The sequence below is a fragment of the Mesorhizobium sp. C372A genome, from assembly GCF_030323245.1.
Classification (GTDB): Bacteria; Pseudomonadota; Alphaproteobacteria; order Rhizobiales; family Rhizobiaceae; genus Mesorhizobium.
Map to the genome: position 1 here is coordinate 1963143 of NZ_CP100475.1, position 26040 is coordinate 1989182.

Annotated in this window: 20 protein-coding genes; 12 read left to right on the forward strand and 8 right to left on the reverse strand. The window is 64.3% G+C overall.

Going from position 1 to position 26040, the window contains the following annotated elements; all coding sequences use genetic code 11:
* Window positions 1–4: 4 nt before the first annotated feature.
* Window positions 5–1960 (reverse strand): acetate--CoA ligase, encoded by a 1956-nt coding sequence (gene acs, locus NLY42_RS09215; RefSeq protein WP_023755508.1) that lies wholly within the window; start codon window positions 1958–1960, stop codon window positions 5–7.
* A 306-nt stretch (window positions 1961–2266) separates the two neighbouring features.
* Here acs and NLY42_RS09220 point away from each other — a divergent pair, with 306 nt between their 5' ends.
* A complete protein-coding gene (locus NLY42_RS09220) occupies window positions 2267–2539 on the forward strand; it encodes an usg protein (protein ID WP_023668649.1) in 273 nt (90 codons plus the stop codon).
* 59 nt (window positions 2540–2598) lie between these two features.
* Here the strand turns inward: NLY42_RS09220 and NLY42_RS09225 are convergent, their stop codons facing one another.
* Complete coding sequence (locus NLY42_RS09225; protein WP_023755509.1) at window positions 2599–3633, reverse strand: aldo/keto reductase; 1035 nt, start codon at window positions 3631–3633, stop codon at window positions 2599–2601.
* A 43-nt stretch (window positions 3634–3676) separates the two neighbouring features.
* A complete protein-coding gene (locus NLY42_RS09230) occupies window positions 3677–4858 on the reverse strand; it encodes an MFS transporter (protein WP_023755510.1) in 1182 nt (393 codons plus the stop codon).
* 127 nt (window positions 4859–4985) lie between these two features.
* Here NLY42_RS09230 and NLY42_RS09235 point away from each other — a divergent pair, with 127 nt between their 5' ends.
* Entirely contained in the window at window positions 4986–5894 is a 909-nt protein-coding gene (locus NLY42_RS09235; RefSeq protein WP_023755511.1) for a LysR substrate-binding domain-containing protein, read from the forward strand.
* A 51-nt stretch (window positions 5895–5945) separates the two neighbouring features.
* Here NLY42_RS09235 and NLY42_RS09240 read toward each other — a convergent pair whose 3' ends face one another.
* From NLY42_RS09240 to NLY42_RS09250, 3 genes are all read right to left on the reverse strand, one after another.
* Window positions 5946–6995, reverse strand: coding sequence for an aldo/keto reductase (locus tag NLY42_RS09240; RefSeq protein ID WP_023755512.1), 1050 nt, complete (start codon window positions 6993–6995; stop codon window positions 5946–5948).
* A 153-nt stretch (window positions 6996–7148) separates the two neighbouring features.
* Window positions 7149–7403: a type II toxin-antitoxin system Phd/YefM family antitoxin gene (locus NLY42_RS09245; protein WP_023700209.1), complete on the reverse strand. Its 255-nt coding sequence runs from the start codon at window positions 7401–7403 to the stop codon at window positions 7149–7151.
* An 89-nt stretch (window positions 7404–7492) separates the two neighbouring features.
* The gene (locus NLY42_RS09250) at window positions 7493–8155 is read right to left on the reverse strand and encodes a YggS family pyridoxal phosphate-dependent enzyme (RefSeq protein WP_023755513.1); all 663 of its coding nucleotides are present in this window, start codon (window positions 8153–8155) and stop codon (window positions 7493–7495) included.
* A 147-nt stretch (window positions 8156–8302) separates the two neighbouring features.
* Between NLY42_RS09250 and leuS the strand changes: the two genes are divergently transcribed.
* Entirely contained in the window at window positions 8303–10930 is a 2628-nt protein-coding gene (gene leuS / locus NLY42_RS09255) for a leucine--tRNA ligase (protein WP_023755514.1), read from the forward strand.
* Window positions 10917–11492, forward strand: a complete 576-nt coding sequence (locus tag NLY42_RS09260; RefSeq protein WP_023755515.1) for an LPS assembly lipoprotein LptE — start codon at window positions 10917–10919, stop codon at window positions 11490–11492. The genes leuS and NLY42_RS09260 overlap by 14 nt, the downstream gene beginning before the upstream one ends.
* 89 nt (window positions 11493–11581) lie before the next feature.
* Here the strand turns inward: NLY42_RS09260 and fsa are convergent, their stop codons facing one another.
* Window positions 11582–12238 (reverse strand): fructose-6-phosphate aldolase, encoded by a 657-nt coding sequence (gene fsa, locus NLY42_RS09265; RefSeq protein WP_023698236.1) that lies wholly within the window; start codon window positions 12236–12238, stop codon window positions 11582–11584.
* A 90-nt stretch (window positions 12239–12328) separates the two neighbouring features.
* Here fsa and NLY42_RS09270 point away from each other — a divergent pair, with 90 nt between their 5' ends.
* The 4 genes from NLY42_RS09270 (at window position 12329) to NLY42_RS09285 (ending at window position 18667) form a co-directional block, all read left to right on the forward strand.
* The gene (locus NLY42_RS09270; RefSeq protein WP_023755516.1) at window positions 12329–14512 is read left to right on the forward strand and encodes a primosomal protein N'; all 2184 of its coding nucleotides are present in this window, start codon (window positions 12329–12331) and stop codon (window positions 14510–14512) included.
* A gap of 280 nt (window positions 14513–14792) precedes the next feature.
* Complete coding sequence (locus NLY42_RS09275; RefSeq protein ID WP_023755517.1) at window positions 14793–16997, forward strand: TonB-dependent receptor; 2205 nt, start codon at window positions 14793–14795, stop codon at window positions 16995–16997.
* 15 nt (window positions 16998–17012) lie between these two features.
* Entirely contained in the window at window positions 17013–17387 is a 375-nt protein-coding gene (locus tag NLY42_RS09280) for a hypothetical protein (RefSeq protein ID WP_156033769.1), read from the forward strand.
* Window positions 17384–18667 (forward strand): MFS transporter, encoded by a 1284-nt coding sequence (locus NLY42_RS09285; RefSeq protein WP_023755519.1) that lies wholly within the window; start codon window positions 17384–17386, stop codon window positions 18665–18667. The genes NLY42_RS09280 and NLY42_RS09285 overlap by 4 nt, the downstream gene beginning before the upstream one ends.
* 11 nt (window positions 18668–18678) lie before the next feature.
* On the opposite strand, the gene NLY42_RS09290 is transcribed toward NLY42_RS09285, so the two are convergent.
* Window positions 18679–19845 (reverse strand): MFS transporter, encoded by a 1167-nt coding sequence (locus NLY42_RS09290; protein ID WP_023726130.1) that lies wholly within the window; start codon window positions 19843–19845, stop codon window positions 18679–18681.
* 119 nt (window positions 19846–19964) lie between these two features.
* On the opposite strand from NLY42_RS09290, the gene NLY42_RS09295 reads away from it, so the two are divergent.
* The 4 genes from NLY42_RS09295 to NLY42_RS09310 are packed head-to-tail and all read left to right on the forward strand — an operon-like array spanning window position 19965 to window position 25961.
* Window positions 19965–21752 carry an IucA/IucC family protein gene (locus NLY42_RS09295; protein WP_031244845.1) on the forward strand — a complete coding sequence of 596 codons (1788 nt, stop codon included), beginning with the start codon at window positions 19965–19967 and terminating at the stop codon, window positions 21750–21752.
* The gene (locus tag NLY42_RS09300) at window positions 21749–22813 is read left to right on the forward strand and encodes a GNAT family N-acetyltransferase (RefSeq protein ID WP_023755520.1); all 1065 of its coding nucleotides are present in this window, start codon (window positions 21749–21751) and stop codon (window positions 22811–22813) included. The genes NLY42_RS09295 and NLY42_RS09300 overlap by 4 nt, the downstream gene beginning before the upstream one ends.
* A complete protein-coding gene (locus NLY42_RS09305) occupies window positions 22810–24630 on the forward strand; it encodes an IucA/IucC family protein (RefSeq protein WP_050591145.1) in 1821 nt (606 codons plus the stop codon). The genes NLY42_RS09300 and NLY42_RS09305 overlap by 4 nt, the downstream gene beginning before the upstream one ends.
* Window positions 24627–25961 carry a lysine N(6)-hydroxylase/L-ornithine N(5)-oxygenase family protein gene (locus NLY42_RS09310; RefSeq protein WP_023726134.1) on the forward strand — a complete coding sequence of 445 codons (1335 nt, stop codon included), beginning with the start codon at window positions 24627–24629 and terminating at the stop codon, window positions 25959–25961. The genes NLY42_RS09305 and NLY42_RS09310 overlap by 4 nt, the downstream gene beginning before the upstream one ends.
* Window positions 25962–26040: the final 79 nt, after the last annotated feature.

The window sequence follows — 26040 nt, forward strand, 5'->3', positions numbered from 1 at the left end:
CCCTTCAGCCCTTCTTGTTCTGGCGGTTGGCGATCAGATCATCGACCACGGCCGGATCGGCCAGTGTCGAGGTATCGCCGAGCGCGGAAAAATCGTCCTCGGCGATCTTGCGCAGGATACGGCGCATGATCTTGCCGGAGCGGGTTTTCGGCAGTCCGGGCGCGAACTGCAGCTTGTCGGGCGAGGCGATGGCGCCGATCTCCTTGCGGACATGGGCCACGAGCTCCTTGCGCAGTTCCTCGCTCGGCTCCACGCCTTTCATCAAGGTAACGTAGCTGTAGATGCCCTGGCCCTTGATGTCGTGGGGATAGCCGACGACAGCTGCTTCCGACACCTTCTCATGGCTGACGAGCGCCGATTCGACCTCGGCCGTTCCCATGCGGTGGCCGGAAACGTTGATGACGTCGTCGACGCGGCCGGTGATCCAGTAATAGCCGTCGGCGTCGCGGCGACAGCCGTCTCCGGTGAAGTATTTGCCCTTGTAGGTGGAGAAATAAGTCTGCACGAAGCGGTCGTGATCGCCATAGACCGTGCGCATCTGGCCGGGCCAGGAATCGGCGATGCAGAGATTGCCGTCGGCCGCCCCTTCCAGCACCTTGCCTTCGCCGTCGACCAGCTGCGGCTTGATGCCGAAGAAGGGCCGCGTCGCCGAACCGGCCTTGAGGTCGGTGGCGCCGGGCAGCGGCGTGATCAGGATGCCGCCGGTCTCGGTCTGCCACCATGTGTCGACGATCGGCACCTTGCCGTTGCCGACGATGTTGAAATACCACTCCCAAGCTTCCGGATTGATCGGTTCGCCGACCGAGCCCAGCACGCGCAGCGACTTGCGCGAGGTCTTCTTCACCGGTTCGTCGCCGGCGCCCATCAGCGCGCGCAGTGCCGTCGGCGCGGTGTAGAAGATGTTGACCTTGTGCTTGTCGATGACTTCCCAGAAGCGCGACTGCGAGGGGTAGTTCGGCACGCCCTCGAACATCAGCGTGGTGGCGCCGTTGGCGAGCGGGCCATAGACGATGTAGCTGTGGCCGGTGACCCAACCGACATCGGCGGTGCACCAGTAGATATCGCCGTCATGGTAGTCGAAGACATATTGGTGGGTCATCGAGACATAGACGAGATAGCCGGCGGTGGTGTGCAGCACGCCCTTCGGCTTGCCGGTCGAGCCCGAGGTGTAGAGGATGAACAGCGGATCCTCGGCCTTCATCTTCTCCGGCTTGCAGTCTGCCTTCACCGTGGCGATCTCGTCATGGTACCAGACGTCGCGCCCCTGAACCCAGCCGGTCTTGCCGCCGGTGCGGCGCACGACGACCACTTTTTCGACCTTGGTGCCGGCCTTGGCGGCGATTTCGATCGCTCTGTCGGTGTTTTCCTTCAGCGGGATCGGCTTGCCGCCGCGCAGGCCCTCGTCGGCCGTGATGACGAAGGTTGACTTGCAGTCATCGATGCGGCCGGCCAGCGCGTCCGGTGAAAAGCCGCCGAAGACGATCGAGTGGATGGCGCCGATGCGGGTGCAAGCCAGCATCGCGTAGGCCGCTTCCGGGATCATCGGCATGTAGATGGTGACGCGGTCGCCCTTCCTGACGCCGTGCTTCTTCATCACATTGGCGAGCCGGCAGACATGCTCGTAGAGCTCGTTGTAGGTGATCTTCTTGTCGTCGTAGGGATTGTCGCCTTCCCAGATGATGGCTGTCTGGTTGCCGCGCTTCTTCAAATGGCGGTCGATGCAGTTGTAGGAGACGTTGGTTTCGCCGTCCTCGAACCATTTGATCGAGACCTTGCCGTCGAAGGAGGTGTTCTTGACCTTGCTGAAAGGCTTGAACCAGTCGATGCGCTTGCCGTGCTTGCCCCAGAACCTGTCCGGATTTTTCACGCTGTCGGCATACCATTTGAGGTAGGTGTCATTGTCGATCAGCGCGTTCTTCTTCCACGCCGGCTGGACGCGGTGGATCTTCACCTCGGACATGTCTTCACTTACCTCCCAAACGAGCCCGCCGGCTTGACCACCGCCAGGATCACGGCGACGCAGCCGCGAATTCGGCGGCATTATTAACAGTTCCGCGCTGACGGCAACATTAGACGTTGGATTCGCGTGGCGGGATGCCGCAGCTTCCGTTTTCGGTTGTATCAGCACTCGGCGGCGGTCGCTGCTAACCGCATGTTTTCGTGTGTAAAACCCGATTGGGATCAGGAAAATCATAGACAGTTAAGGAACGGCGCGCACAATTCGGTGTTGGGAGGAATGGAGAATCAACTAGGCCAAGGGGCTGTCATGCGCGATCATTCCGAAATGGACCTGATGCTCAAGGGGTATGGCCTGACCACGGCCAAGATTCTGTACCATTTTCCCGACCACCCGCATCTGCTGCAGAGCTTCATCTGGCAAGATTACGATCTGGCGCCGAAGTTTCCGGTGCTGATCAAGTTCATCGAGTTCTGGAAGGCCAGGCTTGACGGGCCGCTGCATTCGATTAGCTACACCCACCAGAAGCTGATCGCGCCGAACGAGTGGCGGAAAGTGGATGGGGAGTTCGTGCTGCACTGAGCGGCAGTATAGCTGATCTCCCCCGCAAGGGGGGAGATTGGCAGCTTCAACGTCGGCGATCACACCGCAGACGGGTTCAGTCGGGCGAAACCTTCCTGGCGGTGATAGGGGAAGTACGGGTAGGGCGCGGTCACTTCGCTTGCGGCGTCGAGCTTTTTGACCTGCTCCGGCGTCAATGCCCAGCCGACGGCGCCGAGGTTCTGGCGCAGCTGTTCCTCGTTGCGGGCGCCGATGATGACCGAGGACACGGTCGGGCGCCGCAACAGCCAGTTGATGGCGATCTGCGGCACGGTCTTGCCGGTCTCTTCAGCCATCGCATCAAGCGCATCCATGACCCGGTAGAGATGTTCGTCCGCGACCGGCGGGCCGAAATCGGCGGTGTCGTGCAGCCGGCTCTTTTCCGGCAGGGGCTGGCCGCGGCGGATCTTGCCGGTCAGGCGGCCCCAGCCGAGCGGGCTCCACACCAGCGCGCCGATGCCCTGGTCGATACCGAGCGGCATCAGCTCCCATTCATAGTCGCGACCGACCAGCGAGTAGTAGACCTGATGCGCGGCGTAGCGCGGATAAGCATGCTTGTCAGCTTCCGCCAGCGATTTCATCACCTGCCAGCCGGAGAAGTTGGAGACGCCGACATAGCGCAGCTTGCCGGCGCGCACGAGGTCGTCCAGCGTCGACAACACCTCCTCGATCGGCGTGCCGGCATCGAAGGCGTGCAGCTGCAACAGGTCGATGTAATCGGTGCCCATGCGCTTCAGGGCGGCGTCGACGGCTTTGATCAGCCGCGAGCGCGACGAGCCGTAGTCGGCCGGTCTGTCGCCCATCGGCAGCGAAGTCTTGGTCGAGATCAGCACCGCGTCGCGGCGGCCTTTGATGGCTTCGCCAAGCACTTCCTCGGAGGCGCCGTTCGAATAGACATCGGCGGTGTCGAACAGATTGACGCCGGCCTCGAGGCAGATGTCGATCAGCCGCCGCGCTTCCTTGGCGTCGCTGTTGCCCCAGGCCCCGAACAGCGGCCCGGAGCCGCCGAAAGTGCCGGCGCCGAAAGAGAGTGCGGGCACTTTCAGGCCCGATGCGCCGAGACGTCGATAATCCATTTTATGCTCCTTGATGATGTCGAAGAAGGATTGCGCGTGATGCTCATGACTGGGCGCAGACCGGCGCCCCGATTGTGGGGGCGCGATCGAGGCGCAGCGCCAGGGCAGCGACGCCAAGAGCCGCGACCGGCAGCAAAGCGGCGATCCAGGTTAGTGAGCCGAGGCCGAGGCCATGGGCAATCACCGCGCCGCCAAGCCAAGCGCCGGCGGCATTGCCGAGGTTGAAGGCGGCGATGTTGAAGGACGAGGCGAGGCTCTGGCCCGCGCCTTGCGCCTTTTCCAGCACCCACATCTGCAGCGGCGCCACGGTGGCGAAGGCGGCGGCACCAAGCAGGCCGACATAGATGACGGCCAGGATTTGGCTGTGGACGGCGAAGGTCATGGTGGCCAGCACCAACGCCAGCACCACGAGGCTGCCGAGCACAGTCGGCACCAACCAGCGGTCGGCGACCTTGCCGCCAAGCAGATTGCCGGCGATAAGACCGCCGCCGAAGACGAGCAGGATCGGCGACACGGCGGCTTCCCCAAAACTGGTGATCTCGGTGAGCAGCGGGGCGATGTAGGTGAAGACGGCGAAGACGCCGGCGTAGCCGAGCACGGTGGTGGCGAGGCCGAGCAGCACCGGCGTGCGGCGCAGCACGGCGAGGTCGGCGCGCAGATTGGTCTTCTCGGGCGCTTCCTTGCTGCGCGGCACCAGAAGCAGGATGACGGCAAAGGCTGCCAAGCCGACCAGGGTTACCGCCCAGAAGGTGGCGCGCCAGCCGAAGGCCTGGCCTAGCCAGGTGCCGAAGGGCACGCCGAGGATGTTGGCGATAGTCAGTCCGGTGAACATCAGCGCGATCGCCGAGGCTTTCTTGTTGGGCGCGACCAGGCCGGTGGCGACCACCGAGCCGACGCCAAAGAAAGTGCCATGGGCAAAGGCGGTGATGATGCGGGCGCCCATCAGCGTCCAGTAGTCGGGGGCGATCGCACAGGCGAGGTTGCCGAGCGTGAAGATCGCCATAAGGGCCAGAAGGACGGTCTTGCGGGGCCAGTTGCCGGTGGCGATGGTCAAAAGCGGCGCGCCGATGACGACGCCCAACGCGTAGCCCGAAATCAACTGGCCGGCGGCCGAGATCGAGACTCCGAGATCTTTGCTGACATCGATCAGCAGCCCCATGATGACGAATTCGGTGACGCCGATGCCGAAGGCGCCGGCAGCGAGGGCGTAGAGAGCAAGAGGCATGGCGGTTTCCAGTTCGAACTCGAATGAGCGCGCTGTCCAGACCCGCGCCCCGACCGCAGAGATCGTGTTGCCATGCCTTGTGAACCAGACTTGCCTTGGGCATATTTCCTGTGAAATAGATTCACAGATGGCCAGACCCGACATCAACCGTTCCGGCGAGATCGAAGTGTTCGTCCGCGTCGCCGAGGCGAGCAGCTTCTCGGCTGCGGCTCGTTCGCTGCGTATGACACCGTCGGCGGTGAGCAAGCTGATCGCGCGACTGGAGGCAAGGCTCGGCGCGCGGCTGGTCACCCGCTCGACGCGCAAGCTGCAGCTGACGCCGGAAGGGACGGCGTTCTATGACAGCGGGGTGCGCATCTTGGCCGATATGGCGGCGGCCGAGCGCGAGGCGGCCGTGGGTGCCGCGCCGCGCGGACGGCTGCGCGTCAACTCCTATGTGCCCTTCGGGGTGCATCGGCTGATCCCGCTGCTGCCTGATTTCCTCGAACGCTATCCCGAGATTTCGGTCGATCTGGTGCTGACCGACAGCGTCATCGATTTGATGGCTGAGCGTGCCGACGTCGCCATCCGCGCCGGGCCGCTCGGCGAATCGCGGCTGGTGGCGCGCAAGCTCGGGCAAACCCGGATGACGGTCGTTGCCGCACCGTCCTATCTCAAGACACATGGCACACCGCTGATTCCAGTCGATCTCAGCCGGCACAATCGCATGGCTTTCGGCTTTGTCCGGCATGTCGATGGCTGGCAGTTTGTCGACGCAGCTGACAATGCCATCACGGTTCCCATCGTGGGAAACACGCTGGTCGGCGATGGCGAGTCGATGCGGTTGATGGCGGTCGGCGGCGCCGGCATCGCCCGGCTGGCACACTGGCATGTGGCCGATGACATCGCGGCGGGGCGGCTGACGGCGCTGCTGGAGGATTTCAATCCGGGCGACGAGGAGCCTACCCACGCCGTCTATGTCGGCCAGGGCCGGCATTTGCCCGCACGGGTGCGGGCGTTTCTCGACTTTCTGGTCGAGAGCGTGCGGATGAGCTGAAAAGACGTTGGGGAGCCAGATGACCCCCCAAGCATCAGGCGACAGCGATGACTATTTCTTCGGGGTGAACGGCGCCGGGCGGCGACCGGCGCCCTGACGCTCCAGCATCCAGCCGGGATATTCGGCCGGCAGCGCACTGACCTCATCCAGTCTGGCGAGATCGTCGGCGTCGAGCTTCACCTCGGCCGCGGCAAGGTTCTGCTCGAGCTGCTCCATGCGGCTGGCGCCGATGATGACGCTCATGACGAAAGGTTTGGCCAGGACATAGCCGAGCGCGACCGTAGCGACGCTGACATCGTGCTTCTTGGCGATGTCGCGCATGACGGCGACGGCGGCCCAGGCGCGGTCCTCATTGACCGGCGGGAAGTTGAAGGCGGCGCGGCGGCCCTCGCCATTGCCGGGCGCGCCGGGGCCGTATTTGCCCGACAGCAGGCCGCCGGCCATTGGCGACCAGACCATCAGGCCGAGCTTTTCCTCGTTGATCAGCGGCACGATCTCGCGCTCGAGGTCGCGGCCGGCGATCGAATAATAGGACTGGATGGTCTCGAAGCGGGAAAACCCCTTGCGGTCGGCTATGCCGAGGGCCTTAGAGATGCGCCAAGCCGCCCAGTTGGAGACGCCGACATAGCGAACCTTGCCGCTGGCGACGAGATCGTCGAACGCCCGTAGCGTCTCGTCGATCGGCGTCACCGTATCGGTGCCGTGCAACTGATAGAGGTCGATATGGTCGAGCTGCAGCCGCTCCAGGCTGCCCTCGACCGAATCCATGATGTGGCCTCGCGACGAGCCGCGCTCGTTCGGGCCCTGGCCCATGGTGCCATGCACCTTGGTGGCGATGATGACGTCCGAGCGCTTGACGCCGAGATCCCTGAGCGACTGGCCGAGCAGGCGCTCGGACTGGCCGAAGGAGTAGACGTCGGCGGTGTCGAAGAAATTGACGCCGGCGGCGATGGACCGGCCGACGATGTCGTTGACGCCCTTCTGGTCGAGGCTGGCGATCAGGCCCCATTGGGCATTCTCGCCGGCGGCGCCGAAGGTCATGGTGCCGAGGCAGAGTTCGGAGACGAACATCCCCGTATTTCCAAGTTGATTGTAGCGCATGGTTGCGGCTCCAGCAGAATTGTGATGACGCCAAGCAAATAGGAACGGTACGTTTCGTTTCCAGTCGTGGCGTAATCGACCGGATGCATCTGGCCCCATAGAACTCGTCAACCGTGGCGAGATGCGCGAGGCGATGTTTGTGTCGAAAATCTATCAGAATTCCACGGGTCGGATCATCGTCTCTGAGCGGCGGTTGACCTCCTCGACGAAATCGTCGTCCCATGCGGGACCGGAGAGGAGATATTCCGCAAGCGAAGGCTTTGCGCCGATCAGTTGGTCATAGTCATCAGGAGACAACACGACGGCAGCTGGCTTTCCGCGCAAGGTGATGGTTTGCGGCCCTTCTTCGCGCGCCTGTCGCACAAGCTTCGAAAGATTGTTTCTTGCGTCCCTGAGGTGCCAGTCCAAGAAGAATAGTCCTCGCTAACTCGGCCGGATGTGCTCGATACATTAGCTCGAAAAATCGGGGATCGACAGGTGTCTCGCGAAGCCGACGACTACCGGGTGCCAAAAATCGCCGAGCCGACGCGGACGCTGGTGGCGCCGAAGGTGATCGCTGTCTCGTAGTCGCCGGACATGCCCATCGACAGTTTGGCGACGCCGGCCTCCTTGCCGAGCTTTTCCAGCAGGGCGAAATGCGGGCCGGGGTTTTCATGCGCCGGCGGAATGCACATCAGGCCTTCGATGGCCAACCCATGGACATCGCGGCAACGGGTGACGAAGGCGACAGCGTCGTGCGGCTCGATGCCGGCCTTTTGCGGCTCCGAACCGGTGTTGACCTGGACATAGAGCTTTGGTGTTTTACCCTGCCGGACAATCTCCTTGGCGAGTTCGGCGGCGATTTTTTCGCGGTCGACGGTCTCGATGACGTCGGCGAGCGCAACGGCTTCCTTCGCTTTGTTCGATTGCAACGGGCCGATGAGATGCAGCTCGATATCCGGGAATTCGGCTTTCAACGCCGGCCATTTGCCATGCGCTTCCTGCACGCGGTTTTCGCCAAAGACGCGCTGGCCGGCTTCGATGACCGGGCGGATGGCGTCGGCCTCAAAAGTCTTCGACACCGCTACCAGCGTTACCGAACCGGCGTCGCGGCCGGCCTCGCGCTCGGCGGCAGCGATCCTCGTTCTGACGGCGAAAAACTGTTCGACGGCGCTCGCCATGCCTATATCCTGCCTGTCTTTCTAGCCCTCGCCGGCTCGCCGCAGTTGACGGGTCCGGCAATCCATGGTGAACACCGCCACGACATTTACCTTGGCCACCGGGCCTTGTCCGGCGGTCTGCGCCTGCTTTTAAGTGAAAATCATCCGATGGCAACCGAACGATACAATCCGCGCGCGTCAGAGCCCAAATGGCAGAAGGCCTGGGCCGAAAAGAAGCTGTTCGAAGCGCATAACGACGATCCGAAGCCGAAATACTACGTGCTGGAGATGTTCCCCTATCCCTCCGGGAAGATCCATATCGGCCACACCCGCAACTACACGATGGGCGATGTGGTGGCGCGCTACAAGCGGGCCAAGGGTTTTAACGTGCTGCACCCTATGGGCTGGGACGCTTTCGGCATGCCGGCCGAAAATGCGGCGATGCAGAACAAGGTCCATCCCAAGGAATGGACCTACGCCAACATCGCCGCCATGCGCGAGCAGCTCAAGATGATGGGCCTGTCGCTGGACTGGTCGCGCGAGTTCGCCACCTGCGACGTCGACTATTACCACCGCCAGCAGATGCTGTTCCTCGATTTAGTCGAGAAGGGGCTGGTGACGCGCAAATCCTCCAAGGTCAACTGGGACCCGGAGGACATGACGGTGCTCGCCAACGAGCAGGTCATCGACGGGCGCGGCTGGCGCTCGGGCGCGCTGGTCGAACAGCGCGAGCTGACGCAGTGGTTCTTCAAGATCACCGACTACGCGCAGGACCTGCTGGACTCGCTGGACGGGCTTGGCGAATGGCCGGAAAAGGTCAAGCTGATGCAGCAGAACTGGATCGGCCGCTCGGAAGGGCTGCTGATCCGTTGGCCGCTGGCCGCTCCGATCGGCGATGCGAACGAACTGGAAGTCTACACGACCAGGCCCGACACCATTTTCGGCGCCTCTTTCATGGCGGTCGCCGCCGACCATCCGCTGGCCAGGAAGGCCGCCGAGACCAATATCGAGCTGGCCAAGTTCATCGACGAGGTCCGTCACATGGGCACCTCGGTGGCCGCGCTGGAGACTGCCGAGAAGAAAGGCTTCGACACCGGCATCCGCGTCGTCCATCCGTTCGACGACTCATGGAAACTGCCGGTCTATGTCGCCAATTTCGTTTTGATGGAATACGGCACCGGCGCCATTTTCGGCTGCCCGTCGGGCGACCAGCGCGACCTCGATTTCGCCAACAGATACGGCCTGCCGGTGATCCCGGTGGTGATGCCGGAAGATGCCGACGCCAAGACCTTCCAGGTCACGGAAGAGGCCTATGTCGATGACGGCGTGATGATCAATTCGCGTTTCCTCGACGGCCTGAAGCCGGAGCAGGCGTTCGACGAGGTGGCAAAGCTCCTGGAGCAGAAGACCATCGGCGGCCGGCCGATGGCCGAGCGCAAGGTGAACTTCCGCCTGCGCGACTGGGGCATTTCGCGGCAACGTTATTGGGGTTGTCCGATCCCGATGATCCATTGCGAGGATTGCGGCGTCGTGCCGGTGCCGAAGGCCGACCTGCCGGTCAAGCTGCCCGACGACATCGAATTCGACCGTCCCGGCAATCCGCTCGATCGCCATCCGACCTGGCGGCATGTGAAGTGCCCGCAATGCGGCAAGGACGCTCGGCGCGAGACCGACACGATGGACACGTTCGTCGATTCGTCGTGGTATTTCGCCCGCTTCACCGCGCCCTGGGCCAATGAGCCGACCGAGCCGAAGGCTGCCGATGACTGGCTGGCAGTCGACCAGTATATTGGCGGCATCGAGCACGCGATCCTGCATCTGCTCTATTCGCGCTTCTTCACCCGCGCCATGCGCGCAACCGGTCATCTCGACCTCGCCGAGCCGTTCAAGGGCCTGTTCACGCAAGGCATGGTGGTGCACGAGACCTACCGCGTCGGCGGTGCGTCGAACAATGGCCGCTGGCTGTCGCCGGCTGAGGTCAGGATCGAGGATGCCGGCGGCACGCGCCGCGCCATCGAGATCGCTACCGGCGAAGAGGCAGCGATCGGCTCGCTCGAAAAGATGTCGAAGTCGAAGAAGAACACGGTGAGCCCGGAAGACATCACCGACGGCTACGGCGCCGACACCGCACGCTGGTTCATGCTGTCGGATTCGCCGCCCGAGCGCGACGTCGAATGGACCGACGATGGCGCGGCCGGCGCGCACCGCTTCATCCAGCGCATCTGGCGCCTGGTGTCGATTGCCGCCGAGACGCTCGACCGCGTCAAGCCGCAGGCGGCGAAGCAGGGCGAGGCGGGTGCCGTTTCCAAGGCCGCGCACAAGATCCTGAAGGCGATCGGCGAAGATATCGAGAAGCTCGGCTTCAACCGGGCCATCGCCCGCATCTACGAACTGGCCAATGCCTTGACCACGCCGCTCAACGACGTCGCCGAGGGCAAGGCCGATGCGGCGCTGAAAGGCGCCTGCCGCGAGGCGGTGGAGATCCTGGTGCATGTGGTCGCGCCGGTCATGCCGCATCTGGCCGAGGAGTGCTGGCACACGCTGGGCGGCACCGATCTGGTCGCCGAACGGCCTTGGCCGGTCTACGATCCGGCGCTGGTCGTCGACAATGAGATCGTGCTGCCGGTCCAGGTCAACGGCAAGATGCGCGGCTATTTGACAATTGCCCGCGACGCGGACCAAGGTGCGGTCGAAAAAGCGGTTCTGGCTCTCGACTTCGTGCAGAAAGCGCTGGAAGGTAAGGCGCCCCGCAAGGTGATCATCGTGCCGCAGAGGATCGTCAATGTCGTTACCTAATCTGGAAAAGACGACGCGGTTGCTGCGCCGCGCCGCGCTGTACGGCATGGTCGCCTCGATGGCGCTGGTTTCGGCCTGCACGGTCAGGCCGCTCTATTCCAGCGCGCCGCTGACGGCCGGCTCGACGCTCAGCGCTTCGGCGGAACTGGCGTCGGTCGCGGTCAAGCCGGTCAAGACCCGCTACGCCCAGCAGGTCCGCAACAATCTGATCTTTGCCTTTGGTCAAGGCGCCGGCGAGCCGCCGGCGCCGGCCTACATGCTCGATCTCGGCGTCACCGAACTGGTTGAATCGGCCGCGGTGGTGCAGATCCAGACCGACGAAGACGAGCCGACGGCAGGCACGGTGACGCTGACCGCAAGTTATGTGCTGACCGATGCCAAGACCGGCGTGGTGATCGCCACCGGCAAGCGCTCGATCCCGTCATCCTTCGACAAGCCGACGCAGGAGTTCGCTTCCTACCGGGCGCAGCTCGACGCCGAGAACCGCGCCGCGCGTGAACTGGCTGAAATGGTGAGCCTGTCGGTCGCCCAGGATTTGGTCAGGCACGGCAAAAAGGCCTGAGCATTTCCCTGGCCTTGCCAACCCGACTTTAGCAGTTCGCAACAAAAAGGCCGGTTTCCCGGCCTTTTTCGTTGATATCGAACCCGATCTCAGCCGATCTTCTGGCCGGTCTTGGCCCAATCGGCCGCGAACTGATCCAGACCCTTGTCGGTCAACGGGTGCTTGACCAGCGCCTTCAGCGTCGCCGCCGGCGCGGTAACGACATCGGCGCCGATCAGGGCCGCCTGCTTGACGTGGTTCACGGTGCGAACCGAAGCGACGAGGATCTCGGTGTCGAAATCGTAATTGTCGTAGATCTGCCGGATCTCCTGGATCAGTTCCATGCCGTCCGCGCCGGTATCGTCGACGCGGCCGACGAAGGGCGAGATGAACGAGGCGCCGGCCTTGGCCGCCAGCAGCGCCTGGTTGGCCGAGAAGCACAGCGTTACATTGACCATGCGGTTCATCTCGGTGCGGATCGTCTTGCAGGCGCGCAGGCCGTCGAGCGTCAGCGGCACTTTGATGCAGACATTGTCGGCGATCTTGGCCAGGATGTTGGCCTCGGCCATCATGTCCTTGTATTCGACCGCAACAACCTCGGCCGAAACCGGGCCCCTGACGATGTCGCAGATCTGCTTGGTGACCTCGGCGATCTTGCCGCCGGATTTCAGGATCAGCGAGGGATTGGTGGTCACGCCGTCGAGCAGCCCCAGGTCGTTCAGTTCCTTGATGTCCTTGATGTCAGCGGTGTCGACAAAAAATTTCATGGGGGTCTCCTGAAAGAGTTCCATGTGCATGCCATGCACATTCGGGGTTGCCCTTTGATCTAGACCAAAGTCGGGGCAAGGTCACGCCCGATGATCGAAGATTCGCCCTTTGTCGCAGCCGCGCCGGTGCTGGTGCCGATGCCCGCCGAACGGCCCTACACCTACGCTGTGCCTGCCGGCGTGCGCGTGGTGCCGGGCTCGATCGTGCGCGTGCCGCTCGGTCCGCGCCAGGTTGCCGGCATCGTCTGGGATGGTGCGGTCGAGAATATCGACGCCAAAAAGCTGCGCCCGATCGAACAGGTCTTCGACTGCCCGCCGATCGACCGCGGCATGCGCCGCTTTGTCGACTGGCTGGCGCAGTACACGCTGTCGCCGCCCGGCATGGTGGCGCGCATGCTGTTGCGTGCGCCGGAGGCGTTCGATCCCGAACCATGGATCGAGGGCCTGCAGCGGACCCTCGTCACGCCCGACCGGATGACGGATGCCAGGACGCGCGTGCTGGAGACGGCGGAAGGGGGGCTTGCCTGGACGCGATCCGGCCTGGCGCACGCGGCGGGCGTGTCGTCGACGGTGGTCGAGGGGCTCAAGGCGCAAGGCGTGTTCGAGACGGTGATGATCCCGCCTCGACCGGTGGTCGCCGCGCCCGATCCCTCCTACGCCATGCCGGAGCTGATGCCGGACCAGGCAGACGCGGCCGCCATGCTGCGCGCCAATGTCGCGGCCGCTGCTTTCAACGTCACGCTGCTCGACGGCGTCACCGGCTCGGGCAAGACGGAAGTTTATTTCGAGGCGGTGGCGGCAGCCCTCGACCGGGGCAAGCAGGTGTTGATCCTTTTGCCGGAGATCGCGCTGACGCATGCCTTCCTCGAACGCTTTCAGCAGCGCTTCGGCGCCAAGCCGGCGGAATGGCATTCCGACCTGCCGCCCCGAATGCGCGAAAAGGTCTGGCGACAGGTGGCGGAAGGCGGCGTGCGCGTCGTCGCCGGCGCACGCTCGGCGCTGTTCCTGCCGTTCCGCGAGCTCGGGCTGATCGTCGTCGACGAGGAGCACGACCCTGCCTACAAGCAGGAGGACCGTGTCTTCTACAATGCCCGCGACATGGCGGTGGTGCGCGGCCATATCAGCGGCTTCCCGGTGGTGCTGGCGTCGGCGACGCCATCGGTCGAAAGCCGGGTCAATGCGCAGCAGGGCCGCTACAGCAGGGCGGTGCTGTCGGCGCGCTTTGCCGAAGCCGCGCTTCCCGATCTCAGGACGATCGACATGCGGCGCGCGCCGCCGGCCCGCGGCGGCTTTCTGTCGCCGCTGCTGATCGACCAGATGCAACGTACGCTGGAGAAGAAGGAGCAGTCGCTGCTGTTCCTCAACCGGCGCGGCTATGCGCCGCTGACGCTGTGCCGTGTCTGCGGCCACCGCTTCGGCTGCCCGGTCTGTTCGGCCTGGCTGGTTGAGCACCGCTTTCGCGGCCAACTCGTCTGCCATCATTGCGGGCACAATGAGAAGCGGCCGGAGGCTTGTCCGGAATGCGGCACGCTCGACCATCTGGTCGCCTGCGGGCCTGGCGTCGAGCGGATAGCTGAAGAAGTCGTGGCGCATTTCCCCGACGCGCGCACGATCGTCCTGTCATCCGATTTGATGGGCGGGGTGCGCCGGCTGCGGCTGGAGCTCGAGGCCATCGCCAATGGCGAGGCCGACATCGTCATCGGCACGCAGCTGGTCGCCAAGGGCCATAACTTTCCCAACATGACGCTGGTCGGCGTCGTCGATGCCGATCTCGGCCTCGCCAATGGCGATCCGCGCGCCGCTGAGCGCACCTTCCAATTGCTCAGCCAGGTGACTGGACGCGCCGGCCGCACCGGCAAGAAGAGCCTCGGCCTGCTGCAGACTTTCCAGCCGGACCATCCGGTGATGCGGGCGATCGTCTCGGGCGATGCCGAGGCCTTTTACGAACGCGAGATCACTGAGCGCGAACGGGCAGCCCTGCCGCCCTTCGGCAGGCTTGCCGGCGTCATCGTCAGTGCGGTGACGCGGGCCGAGGCCGAAGGCCACGCGCGCGGCCTGCGCCGTGCAGCACCCCAGGCCAGCGACCTGTTCGTGCTCGGTCCGGCCGAGGCGCCGCTGTCGCTGCTCGGTGGGCGCCATCGTTTCCGTTTGCTGATCCAGGGTGAAAAGCGCGCCGACATCCAAGGCTTCATCCGCACCATGCTGGCCGAAGGGCCGAAGCAGCGCGGCTCGGTCCGCGTGCAGGTCGACATCGATCCGCAGAGCTTCTTGTAAGCACAAAGGCTGACGCCGCCGCCGGCCGCCCGTAAGCCGTTTGTCAAGAAAACTCAGCATCTTAGTGCCGGCTAAAATGCGCGCCGTTCATGTACCCGGCTCCCATCCGTTCGCTGACTAATCCTGATTTGAAAAGCCACAAAATAAATGTTGACTCGTTTTATCATGAATTATAACTGGGCCTTTCCGCTCTGGCGATGGGGACCAGGGCATGGATGGGGACAGCATGCGCAGATTTTTCAGTACGCTTCTTTGGTCATCGGCTTTGGGTTCGTCGATTATGGCAGGCGCGGCATTTGCCCAGGAAGCCGCTCCGACGGACCAGCAGGGAGCCACCGTGCTCGATCAGATACTGGTCACCGGCCGCAATGAAAGGTCGATTTCCAGCGTCGCTCAGTCTGTCCAGGTCGTGGAACAGGAACAGGTCGAGGAAGCCGCGCAGGAAAATATCGACGCGGCGACCCTGATCAGCCGCATCGTCCCCGGCTACGCGCCACGCAACCAGACCATTTCCGGCGCTTCGGAAACCTTCCGCGGGCGCAGCGTTCTCATCATGGTCGACGGTGTGCCGCGCAACACACCGCTGCGGGACGTCTCACGCATCCTGTCGATGATAGACCTGAATTCGGTCGAGCGCATCGAAGTCATCAATGGCGCGTCCAGCCTTTATGGCGCCGGGGCCACCGGCGGCACGATCAACTTCATCACCAAGCGCGGCGATAGCGACAAGCCGAAGGTGACAGTGCGCACCGGCGTCACCGCCTTCACCGAAAACCCCGGCAAATCGGCCGGGCCCAGCACCAGCGTCTCGGTCGAGGGCAAGAAAGGCGATTTCGACTATTTCTTCTCGGCGTCCGGCGATCTGTCGCGTCGCACCTATGACGGCCACGGCAACGAGGTGGCTTCGGACGCCATGCTTGGCCAAGGCGGCGGCGACCGCACCGGCACGGGCAATCTGTTCGGCGTGGCCGGCTACCAGTTCGATTCCAGGCGCTTCGAGGCCAGCGTCGACTGGACCTATGCCAACCAGAAGCCGCACTGGTTCACCGATTACACGACCAATCCCGTCTCCCCGGATTTCGGCGATCCCTATGAAGGCAAGCCGCTGAAGGAAGATTCGAAATATCTGACCGCCAAATACACCGACAGCGACTTCGCGCTCGGAAACCTCGAGGTCAAGGCGTTCTACAACGACATCTTCAAGCAGTCGCCCTTTACCAAATTCTCGGCCGTCAACAGCCAGGTGTATTTACCGACGAACCCGACGCGGCCGGTGATCCTGCCGCCGGGTACCGACCCGACCGCCGACTTCAACCAGACGGCGCTGCAATCGCGGCGCAGCGGCGTCAACCTGACCGTCAACACGCCGATGAACTTTATCACTCAGGGCAGCACGCTGACCTGGGGCGCCGACTACGTCTTCGATGCCACCGATCAGCAGCTGACCAACGGTCAGGACGCCATCTCGCCCACGACCCAGAACTCGGTTGCCTTGTTTGCGCAAGGCGAAATTCCGGTGACGGATCGCTTTCGCATCAGCGGCGGCGCGCGCTACGACCAGTTTTATCTCAATGTTGAAGACTTCACCCGGCCTGCCGCTGCCGTTCTGCTCGGCCGCAACATTATCGGCCTGCCGGCGATCCGGGTGACCGGCGGCTCGTTCGACTACGACGCCGTCACCTTCAACGCCGGCGCCGTCTACGATCTGACCGAAAGGATGCAGCTTTTCGGCAATTTCTCGCAAGGCTACAGCCTGACCGACATTGGCGGCTTCACCCGCCGGGCCGGGTTGAACTCCAACGCCGAAACCTGCGACGCCTATGGCACCGCCATCCGGCCGCTGCTGCCGTGCACCAACGCGCCGGATTATGCGATCAGCTATGCCGATATCGCGCCTGAACCCCAGCTGGTGAACACCTGGGAAGCCGGTCTGCGCGGCGATTGGGGCGACTATCGCGGCGGCGTCAGCACCTATCTGTCGACCTCGGACAACGGCGTCAGCTACGACATCGTCAACAACCGGGTATCGCAGCAGAAGGAACGTATCTGGGGCGTCGAAGCCAATCTCGAGGCAGACCTCAGCGGCATGTTCACGCTGGGCGGATCGGTCGGCTATGTCGAAGGCAAATACGACGCGGATCACGACGGCCACATCGAAGCGAACGAGTATCTGCCGAACAACCGTGTCCCCTCGACCTACAAGGGCCTGGTCTATCTCACCACCCGTTTCGAGAACGAGCTGACCCTGCGCAGCGAGTTGGAGCTGTTTTCCGGACGCGACCGCATCGCCACCCAGGAACTGGACGGTGCAGCACTGGTCAATCTCGCCGTCTCGAAGACGTTCGGCAATGAAAGCGTGCTGAACCTTGCCGTGCGCAATGTGTTCGACACCTACTACATCAACCCTTCCGCATCGGCGACCCGCGGCGCCGACGTTCCGGGTCTGGGACGTTCGGTCGCTCTGTCCTACCAGATCACATTCTGAGGGGCGGCGGTGGCGGTGTCTCTCCAACGAAACGGTGCATTAGTCTCGCTGCTGGCAGAAGCGCCAGCCGATCCGGCGGATGGCGCGCGCTATATCGAGGCGCTCGGCCGCCTTTCGCAGGAACGGGAGCCGTTCGTGCTCCTGGTTGATATCCGCATCGAGATCGCGCTGAGCGACGCCCGGCGCAAGGCGCAAAACCTCTGGTACAAGGCGGAACGCGAGCAGCTCGAAAAAGCCTGCCGCGCCTGTGCGCTGGTGCGCCCCGCCGCCGACGAGAACATGCAGCGCGTCTGGCAAAGCCTGTTCGGCTTTCCAGTGCTCGTCACCCGCAGCCGGGCGGAGGCCGGCGCCTTCCTGAACGGTTACGCACCGAAGGACTATGTCAAATGAGCGCCGACGCAGACCGGCCGGCGCCCGCCGGGCTTCCGCGCCTGCGGCTTTTCGTCGTTCTCGCCTGCCTTTATCTGGCGCAGGCCATCCCGAGCTATCTGTTTGCCGCGGCGATCCCGCCGATCCTGCGCGAGCAGGGCGTGTCGCGCACCGCCATTGGCTTGATCGCGCTGCTGATGCTGCCGCTGGTGCTGAAATTCCTATGGGCGCCGCTGGTCGACCGCTTTCGGCCAATGGCCCGCGCCCATCGCGCCGGCTGGGTCATCATCACCCAGATCGGCGTCATCGCCGGCATCGCCGCCATGCTTTGGATCGAGCCGACCGATGTCGCCGGTATCTTTGCCGTCGGCCTTGTCGTGAGCCTGTTGATGTCGACCCAGGACATCGCCACCGACGGCTACGCGGCCAAATATCTCGACCCGAAGGACAGGCCGATCGGCAATGCGATCCAGGGCGGCGCCGTCGCGCTCGGCGTCGTTCTCGGCGGCACGCTCGGCCTGTTGGCTTATCATCATGCCGGCTGGCAAACCATGGTGGCCATGGTGGCCGCGCTGTCCATCATCCCGCTGGTCGCCGCCTTCGCCATGCGCGAGACCGATCCCGTCGCCAGCGCGCCGCAGGCGGCCATCGACCGCCCCTCGATCCTGCGCTTTCTGCGCCGGCCGGAGGCACGCCAGATCCTGTGGATCGCGCTCATCTACCGCGCCAGCGAGGGGCTGGTGAAGTCGATGGAAGGCTCCTATCTCGTCGATGCCGGCGTGCCGCTCGATATCATCGGTTATCTCTCGGGCGGTGCCGCGCTCACCGTCGGGCTCGGCGGCTCGGCGCTGGCGGCGTGGCTGCTGCACAACAGGGGCGCCGCCTCGGTGCTCGGCCTGCTCGGCGCGCTGCGAACCATCTGCTTCCTGATCTTCGCGCTGCACGCTTTCGGCGCTATCGCCGGCTTCTGGCCGATCTTCGGCGCCTCGTTCCTGCAGACGCTGGTGCGCTACATGGAGATCGTGGCGCTCTACAGCCTGTTCATGTCCGTCACGTCGTCGGACCAACCCGGCACCGATTTCACCATCCTGTCCTGCGCCCAGCTCATCGTCTACCTCGTCGGCTCCATGCTTGCCGGCCGCCTTGCCGACATGCTCGGCTACTCCGCGTTGTTCACCCTGGCGACAGTGCTGTCGGGCATCGCCGTGGTGGCGACCTATCGCATGCTGAATGCCCATTTCGCCGATGCCGCAAAGACCCAGCCAGGAACGCCGATGCCGCTGCCGGAGGTCGCCGAATGAGCGCGGGTTCGCTAGTGCTTATGAATCATGGCTGCAAGACCGGCGGCGGCCAGAGCCAGCGCGGCGCAGCCGGCCAGCGGCGCAAAGGGCCAGAGCGTGAAGGCGAAGCCGCCGGCCAATGCGCCGATGCTCTGGCCGAGCACATGGGTGCTGGTGAGCCAGCCGGCCGCCGCGCCCTGCTCGCCGGGCTCCAGGCGCTTCATCAGCCAGGCGGTGTAGCCGGGTGTAGCCAGCGCAATGCCGGCCGCTGCCACCACCAGAGACGCTGCCGAGGCAACATGGCTGGCCGTGACGGCCAGCGCCGTCATGCCGACGCAAACCATGAGACAGCCGACGATGACGCTGTTGCGCTCCGCCAGCCGCAGGCGCGCCATGAGCAGTCCCTGGACCAGAACCATGACGACGGCGACCAGCATCAGGGCCAGGCCGGTCAACGTCGTGGCCTGCGTCGCACCAAGGCCAAAACGCTGCTGGGTCATCGGGCCGAGCATCATCTGCACCTGTCCGAAGCCGAGCGTCAGGCACAAGCCCATCGCCAGGCAAGGCAGAGCGCGGCGATCGAAGGGCGATATTCCTCGGCCGACGTCGGCCGCCCTGCCGTCGGTCCGTCCGCCGGCTTCCCCTTTGCCCCGCGCGAGCCACAGCAACAGCGGGCTGAACAGGAACAGGATGGGCGGCAGCAGCGGCGACAGGACGGCAGCCGTTGCCGCCAGCGCGCCGGCCAGCCGCCCCATGCTGACGCCGGCGCCAAGCAGTCCCAGCGCGGCCTGTCGCCTGTCATCGGCAACCGAGCGGCTGGCCCAGACCTGCGCCGTCGGCATGACGCCGGACGCGGCAAAACCGTACACGGTTCGCGAAAGCATCAGCAAAGCGATGCCCAGCGCGGCTCCCGTGCCGGCTATCAGCAGAATGGCGAACACCGCCTGGCCGGCCAGCATGGCGAGGCCGAGCAAGCGCAGCAGCCTGGCATGGCCAAGCCGCTCGCCCATGCGACCCCACAGCGGCGAGCCGACCAGAAAGGCCGCCGCGCCGACAGCAGTTGCCGCGCCGATGGCAAACGTGTCGAGCCTCAGCCGCTCCATCACCAGGGGAACGAGCGATACGAAGGCCGACTGGCCGAAGCCGATTGCCGAGACCGCGGTTGCCAGGCGGCGCAGAAGCGAAGATCGATTTTTCATACGGGTCGTCACAAGACCAAGCTTATTTCTTGTTCAGAATAGATAATCAACAGAAATGTTTAAAGACGACAACGTATAAATGCAATGCATGCAGTTATTGGGATTTATGGGGGATGCACATGGAACAAGTAAAACCAGAATCTTTCTCTGCATTAAGCCCGTTACTCAATGCGTTGCTGCGGGAATGGGATAGCTGGGAATTCGTCGACGCCAGGCAAACCGGGCTGTTTCGGCCGCAGGCAGCCGTGCTGCGTCTGAATTTCCCTGCCTCGCGCGCGGCGGTGCTCGTCGAGGCGCGGCATCGCTCGAAGGTTGGTTACCACGATTTAGCGATGCCGCTCTGGCGCCTCGATATTAGTAACGAGGGGGCCGATGGCGAAGCGACCGAGATCGACCTTTTCAGCCTTTTGGCGCTGATCCTGGCGGATCCCGACATTGCCGGCCGGGCGACAGCGAAAAGCCGACTGACCTTCCTGCGCCGCAGCCTGGCCAGCATCGCCGCAATCGCTGACGCGACTGCGGCGCGTGGATCGTCGCGGCCCTTCTCCGAAGGCGATCCTGATTTCATCGATGCCGAAAGCGCCCTGCGCTTCGGCCATGCCGTGCATCCGGCGCCGATGAGTCGCGAAGAGTTCACGCACACGGATTCCGCGCGCTTCGGGCATGAATACTGCAATGCGTTCAAACTGCGCTGGTGGGCCGTCGACCCGACCATCCTCACTGGAGGCAGCGTCGAGCCGCTAGATGTCACCGAGATGGTCCGCGGGCTTGCCGCCAGCGATCCGCAGCTGCTTGCTCGGGCTGGCAAGCAACAGGGCAAGGTTCTCGTTCCGATGCATCCGTGGCAGGCCGTACGGCTCATGCTGGAAGACCGCGTCGAGCGCCTGTTTCGCGCCGGTCGTATCGTCGATGTTGGGCTCGGCGGACCAGCGTGGCGGGCCACGACCTCGCTGCGCACGGTTCATTCGTCTGAAGCCGAGTGGATGCTGAAATTCTCGCTCAGCCTGCGCCTGACCAATTCCAGGCGCATCGTCGAGGAGCATGAGTGCCGGCGCGGCCTTTCGGTGCACCGGCTGGTCAAGGGCAAGCTCGGCTATGCCTTGCAGCGGCGCTGCCCGACCATGACGGTGCTGGGTGAGCCCGCCTGGTTCGGCCTGCGTGACGAAGACGGCCGGCTGATGACGGATACCATCGTCTCGTTTCGCGAAAATCCGTTTCGCGGCACGGGCAATCCGCCGGCTGCCGTTCTCGGCGCGCTTTGCAAGCGCCATCCCGGCCGTACCGAAAGCCATCTGTCCGACCTGGTCCACCGTATCGCCCGCGACGAGAAGCGACCTGTCGAGGAAACGGCGCGTTTGTGGTTCGAGCGTTTCCTTCATGCCGCCATCGAGCCGTTTATCGTTGCCTTCTCGGAATTCGGCCTGCTGTTCGGCGCCCATCAGCAAAACCTCGTCGTCGGCCTCGCCGGCGGCTGGCCGAATGCGCTCTATTTTCGCGACTGCCAGGGCACCGGTTATGTCGAGGAATTCCTGCCCAGGCTGCGCGAATTCGCGCCCGAGGCTGGTCAGGCGGGCGATCATGTCTTCCCAGCGGAAGCGGCCGCGAAGCTGTTCGGCTACTATCTGGTCGTCAATGGCGCTTTCGCCGCCGTCGCAGCCCTTGCCGCCGCTGGCCTCACCAACGAAGACGATCTGCTGGCGATATTCCGCCGCTCGCTCGAGCGGCTGGCCGCCACGCCGATGGCTGACCGGTCCTGCGTCGACTATTTGCTCAACGCGCCGACGCTCGCCGCCAAGGGCAATTTCCTGATCGCGCTGCGCGACATCAATGAGAACACCGAGGTGACCGATCCGCTGGCCGGTTACGTCGAGCTTCCCAACCCCCTGCATGTGAGAGAATACGCATGAACATCGAGGCTGCGAAAAACTGGTCACCCGCCACCGTCGCCGGCAACGAAGGATGGCAGCATCTGGCCTCGGCCGCGGAGCCGCTCGCCATTTGTGCCGGCGATGGCCATGTCAGCCTGGTCAACGCTGAGGGAACAGCGGTGGGACAGGCCCGCATCTCCATCGCGGATGGCCGCCTGCTCATCGACGATGTCGCGTTCATTGGCGGCCGCCTCGACCAACCGCAAATCCTGGCAGGTCTCGTCGACGCCGCGCTGCGCCTGCATCCTTCCTTCGACTGCGCCTTCCTGCCGGCGGCCAAGACGCTGTGGCCGGTTTCGGCGCTGGCCACCGAGACGGCCGCAGGCGAACCGGAGCGCGCCGTCATTCATCGCTCGGTCCTGCGCCAGCTGCCGCTGCTGTGGCGCAGCCAGGCCTCGCATGTCACCTATCCGGCATTGACGACCGCTATCGGCCCGGAAGACCGGCTGCCGCCATTGCGCCAACCGCGCCCCTGCGGCCCGATGTACGAACGCTGGATTCCGGAAATCGGCCTCACCGTGTCGCTGCGGCCGATCGACCGCCGGACCGATCTCGACCTCTTCCATCGCTGGATGAACGATGGCCGCGTCGCCTTCTTCTGGGAACTTGCCCAGAGCCATGAGGATCTCGACAAATATCTCGCCGAGCAGGAAAGCGATCCGCATATTTTCGGCGTCATCGCCAGCTTCGACGGCGAGCCGACCGGCTATTTCGAGTTCTACTGGGCCAAGGAGGACCGGCTCGGGCCCTATTATGAGCCGCACGACTGGGACCGCGGCTGGCATGGGCTGATCGGCAATATGCGCCATCTCGGCCGGCCGAAGACGCTGTCACTGTTCCGCTCCGTCACCCACTATCTGTTCCTCGACGAGCCGCGCACGCAGCGCGTCGTCGGCGAGCCACGCGCCGCGCACCAGAAGATGCTGAGCTATTGCGCCGGCGCCGCCTACGACAAAGTCAAGGAGTTCGACTTCCCGCACAAGCGCGCGGCGCTGGTCTGCTGCGAACGCGAGCGCTTCTTCCGCGAGGTGCCGCTGTGACGGTGCAGCAACCGATTGCCAAAGCGGGGGAGGCGACACGCTGGGCCGCGATCAACCGCGACGCCGTCGCCAAGGCCATTTCCGAACTGACCTTCGAGGAGTGCCTGTCGCCGCGCGAGCTTTCGCCCGGCCGATGGGAGCTGACGCCCGGCCCCGGCGTGACCTATCGCTTTGCCGCGACGCGGCGCCTGTGGGGCCAGATCGCCGTCCGTCCGGAGACGCTGACTCGCGACGCCGGCATCGAGCTGCCGGTCGACGATGCGGTCGCCTTCTTCGCCGACGCGCGCGAGACGCTCGGCATGTCGCCGGCAACATTCTGCACCTATGCGAAGGAGCTTTACAACACGCTGATGGCCGACATGCGGATCGCCAAGGCACGCGGCAATCGACCGGCCGCCGATCTAGCCGCGCTGCCGGATACCGAGTTGCAGGCATTGCTCGACGGCCATCCGAAGGCCCCTGCCAACAAGGGACGGCTTGGCTGGGGACGGGACGACTTCGAGCGCTACGCGCCAGAATCGGCCACCGCATTCCAGCTCTTCTGGCTTGCCGCCGCCAGCGATCGCTGCCTGCTGGCGCTTGACTGCGGGCTCGACGAAGAGGCGCTGCTGCAGGCCGCACTCGGCGACTACGAGCGCGCAAGGCTCGAAGCGGCTTTCAGCGCCGCCGGGATCTCGCGATCGACGCATAGGCTGCTGCCGGTCCACCCCTGGCAGTGGCAGGCGATGATCGCCTCGCAATATGGTAGCGAGATCGCCGCCGGCCGGCTGGTGCCGCTTGGCCAGTTCGGCGATCCGTTCCTGCCCTTGCAGTCGCTGCGCACGCTTGCCAATGTGGCACGGCCCGAGGCGCTGCACGTCAAGCTGCCGCTGACCGTCCTCAACACCTCAGCGTGGCGCGGCGTGCCGGGCAAATACATGGCGATCGGCGCCGATCTGTCGCGCTGGCTGGCCACGGTGGCGGCCGCGGACCCGGTGCTCAAGGACGTCAAGGTGCTGAGGGAAGTCGCCGGCGCCTTCTATCCGCACCCGCACTACACCGGCGTTGAAGGCGCGCCCTACCAATTTTGCGAGATGCTGGGCGCCATCTGGCGCGAAAGCCCCGAAAAGGATCTGCCGGCGGGCCAGCGGCCGATGATGATGGGCGCCCTGCCGCAGCGCGACGCGCATGGCAGGCCGATCGCCAGCGCCTTGATCGAGCAATCCGGCCTTGGTCCGGAGGCATGGCTCGATCGCCTGTTCTCCACGGCCTTCGTGCCGCTCTACCACTTCATGTGTCGTTACGGCGTCGGCTTCATCGCCCATGGCCAGAACGTCACCATCATCCTCGATGGCGCGACGCCCGTCGGCGTGGCGGTCAAGGACTTTCAGGGCGACCTCGATCTCGTCGACCAGCCGTTTCCCGAACTGGCCGACCTCGACGGAAAAATCCTGTCGACGCTGAAGCGCCGGCCGCCGGCGCATCTTCTCCAGCATTTGCAGACCGGCCACATCGTCAGCGTCCTGCGCTTCCTGTCCGAGGCGCTGGCCGCCTGGGACCGCTTCGACGAGAGGATTTTCTATGCCACCCTCGCCGGCGCCATCCGGCGCTACCAGGCGCAGAACCCTGAACTGGCGGAACGGTTCGCGCTTTTCGATCTGTTTGCGCCCAAGATTCCGCGCATCGCCATCAACAAGGTGCGGTTCGCGATCGGGTACGGCGACAGCGGCGAACGCCCTCTGCCTGACCTCGGCACACCGCTCGACAATCCGCTTAACCCCGAGTCAGCCCGGCGATCTCCCATCAGCCCAGCCAGCTCCACAAGGAGTTCGCCATGACCCATACGCTTGACCTCGCCGGCATCGGCATCGGGCCGTTCAACCTCAGCCTCGCCGCCCATCTCGATGCGGTGGACGGCGTCGACGCGCGCTTCTTCGACAGGGCGACGCGGCTCGAATGGCACCCGGGCATGATGCTGCCGGGCGTCGAACTGCAGACATCCTTCCTCAAGGATCTCGTCACCGCGACGCATCCGACCAGCCCATGGTCGTTCATGTCCTATCTGGTCGCGCAGAAGCGGTTCTATGAATTCCTCAACGCGGATTTCTCAGCCATCCCGCGGCCGGAATTCGCCCGCTATCTCGGATGGGTCGGCGAGAACTTGTCTTCGCTGCGCTTCGCCAGCGCCGTCGACCGGATCGACTTCGACGGAACGAATTTCAGGCTGCGTATCGGCCGCGAGCAGGTGAACGCGCGCAATCTCGCCATTGCCGTCGGGCTGGTGCCCAACATCCCCGCCTGGGCGCGGGCGGCGGCCTCCGATCAATGCTTCCACAACGCCCAGGCCGCCAACCGCCTCGATCGCCTGAGCGGACAGCGTGTCGCCGTGATCGGCGGTGGCCAGAGCGGCGCCGAAGTGCTTCTGCATCTGATCTCCTCCGACCGCTTCGCCGGCCGCGAAATCGAGTGGATCTCGATGCGGCCGAATTTCCTGCCACTGGACGACTCGCCTTTCACCGACGAACTCTTCACGCCGGGCTATGTCGAAAGCTTCCATCGGCTGCCGCAAGGGCGGCGTGAGACGATCCTGGAACAGCAACTGCTTGCCGGTGACGGCGCATCGACGAGCACACTGAAGGCGATCTATCGCCAGCTTTACACGCTGCGGCACCTCTCGGAGGAAACGACGGCGGTCAACATGACGCCGCACCGCGAAGTGCTGAACGTGACGCGGGAAGGCAGCGAATACCGGCTGATCATGCGCAACGGCTTCGACGGCGCCATCGAGACGCGCACCGTCGATGCGGTGGTTCTGGCCACCGGCTATGCCTTTGCCATTCCTGATTGCATGGCGCCGCTCATGAACAGGATCGCGCTGGACGAGCGCGGTCATTACAGGCTCAACGCCAGCTTCGAGGTCGAATGGGACGGGCCCGACGACCGCCGGATCTACGCGCTCAATGCCGGCCGGCTCAGCCATGGCATAGCCGAGCCGCAGCTCAGCCTGATGGCTTGGCGCAGCGCCAAGATCGTCAATTCGCTGCTCGGGCGGGCACAGTTCGATCTCGATCTGCCCGATCCGCCGGTTGCCTGGAGTTCAAGGCACACGACACAAAGCCTGCATCATCTCGGCGCCAATGCGAGGATGACCGAATCGGGCGCGCGGTGATGTTTGTGGAGGCGGGCCGAAGAGCGTGGTACGGCGCGCGTTAAGGTTGACATCGACCCGTAAAGCTTTTCTGTGAGAG

Coding starts and splice junctions, on each gene's coding strand:
- acs (WP_023755508.1), bottom strand. CDS start 1,960: ATGTCCGAGGTGAAGATCCACCGCGTCCAGCCGGCGTGGAAGAAGAAC.
- NLY42_RS09220 (WP_023668649.1), top strand. CDS start 2,267: ATGCGCGATCATTCCGAAATGGACCTGATGCTCAAGGGGTATGGCCTG.
- NLY42_RS09225 (WP_023755509.1), bottom strand. CDS start 3,633: ATGGATTATCGACGTCTCGGCGCATCGGGCCTGAAAGTGCCCGCACTC.
- NLY42_RS09230 (WP_023755510.1), bottom strand. CDS start 4,858: ATGCCTCTTGCTCTCTACGCCCTCGCTGCCGGCGCCTTCGGCATCGGC.
- NLY42_RS09235 (WP_023755511.1), top strand. CDS start 4,986: ATGGCCAGACCCGACATCAACCGTTCCGGCGAGATCGAAGTGTTCGTC.
- NLY42_RS09240 (WP_023755512.1), bottom strand. CDS start 6,995: ATGCGCTACAATCAACTTGGAAATACGGGGATGTTCGTCTCCGAACTC.
- NLY42_RS09250 (WP_023755513.1), bottom strand. CDS start 8,155: ATGGCGAGCGCCGTCGAACAGTTTTTCGCCGTCAGAACGAGGATCGCT.
- leuS (WP_023755514.1), top strand. CDS start 8,303: ATGGCAACCGAACGATACAATCCGCGCGCGTCAGAGCCCAAATGGCAG.
- NLY42_RS09260 (WP_023755515.1), top strand. CDS start 10,917: ATGTCGTTACCTAATCTGGAAAAGACGACGCGGTTGCTGCGCCGCGCC.
- fsa (WP_023698236.1), bottom strand. CDS start 12,238: ATGAAATTTTTTGTCGACACCGCTGACATCAAGGACATCAAGGAACTG.
- NLY42_RS09270 (WP_023755516.1), top strand. CDS start 12,329: ATGATCGAAGATTCGCCCTTTGTCGCAGCCGCGCCGGTGCTGGTGCCG.
- NLY42_RS09275 (WP_023755517.1), top strand. CDS start 14,793: ATGGCAGGCGCGGCATTTGCCCAGGAAGCCGCTCCGACGGACCAGCAG.
- NLY42_RS09285 (WP_023755519.1), top strand. CDS start 17,384: ATGAGCGCCGACGCAGACCGGCCGGCGCCCGCCGGGCTTCCGCGCCTG.
- NLY42_RS09290 (WP_023726130.1), bottom strand. CDS start 19,845: ATGAAAAATCGATCTTCGCTTCTGCGCCGCCTGGCAACCGCGGTCTCG.
- NLY42_RS09295 (WP_031244845.1), top strand. CDS start 19,965: ATGGAACAAGTAAAACCAGAATCTTTCTCTGCATTAAGCCCGTTACTC.
- NLY42_RS09300 (WP_023755520.1), top strand. CDS start 21,749: ATGAACATCGAGGCTGCGAAAAACTGGTCACCCGCCACCGTCGCCGGC.
- NLY42_RS09310 (WP_023726134.1), top strand. CDS start 24,627: ATGACCCATACGCTTGACCTCGCCGGCATCGGCATCGGGCCGTTCAAC.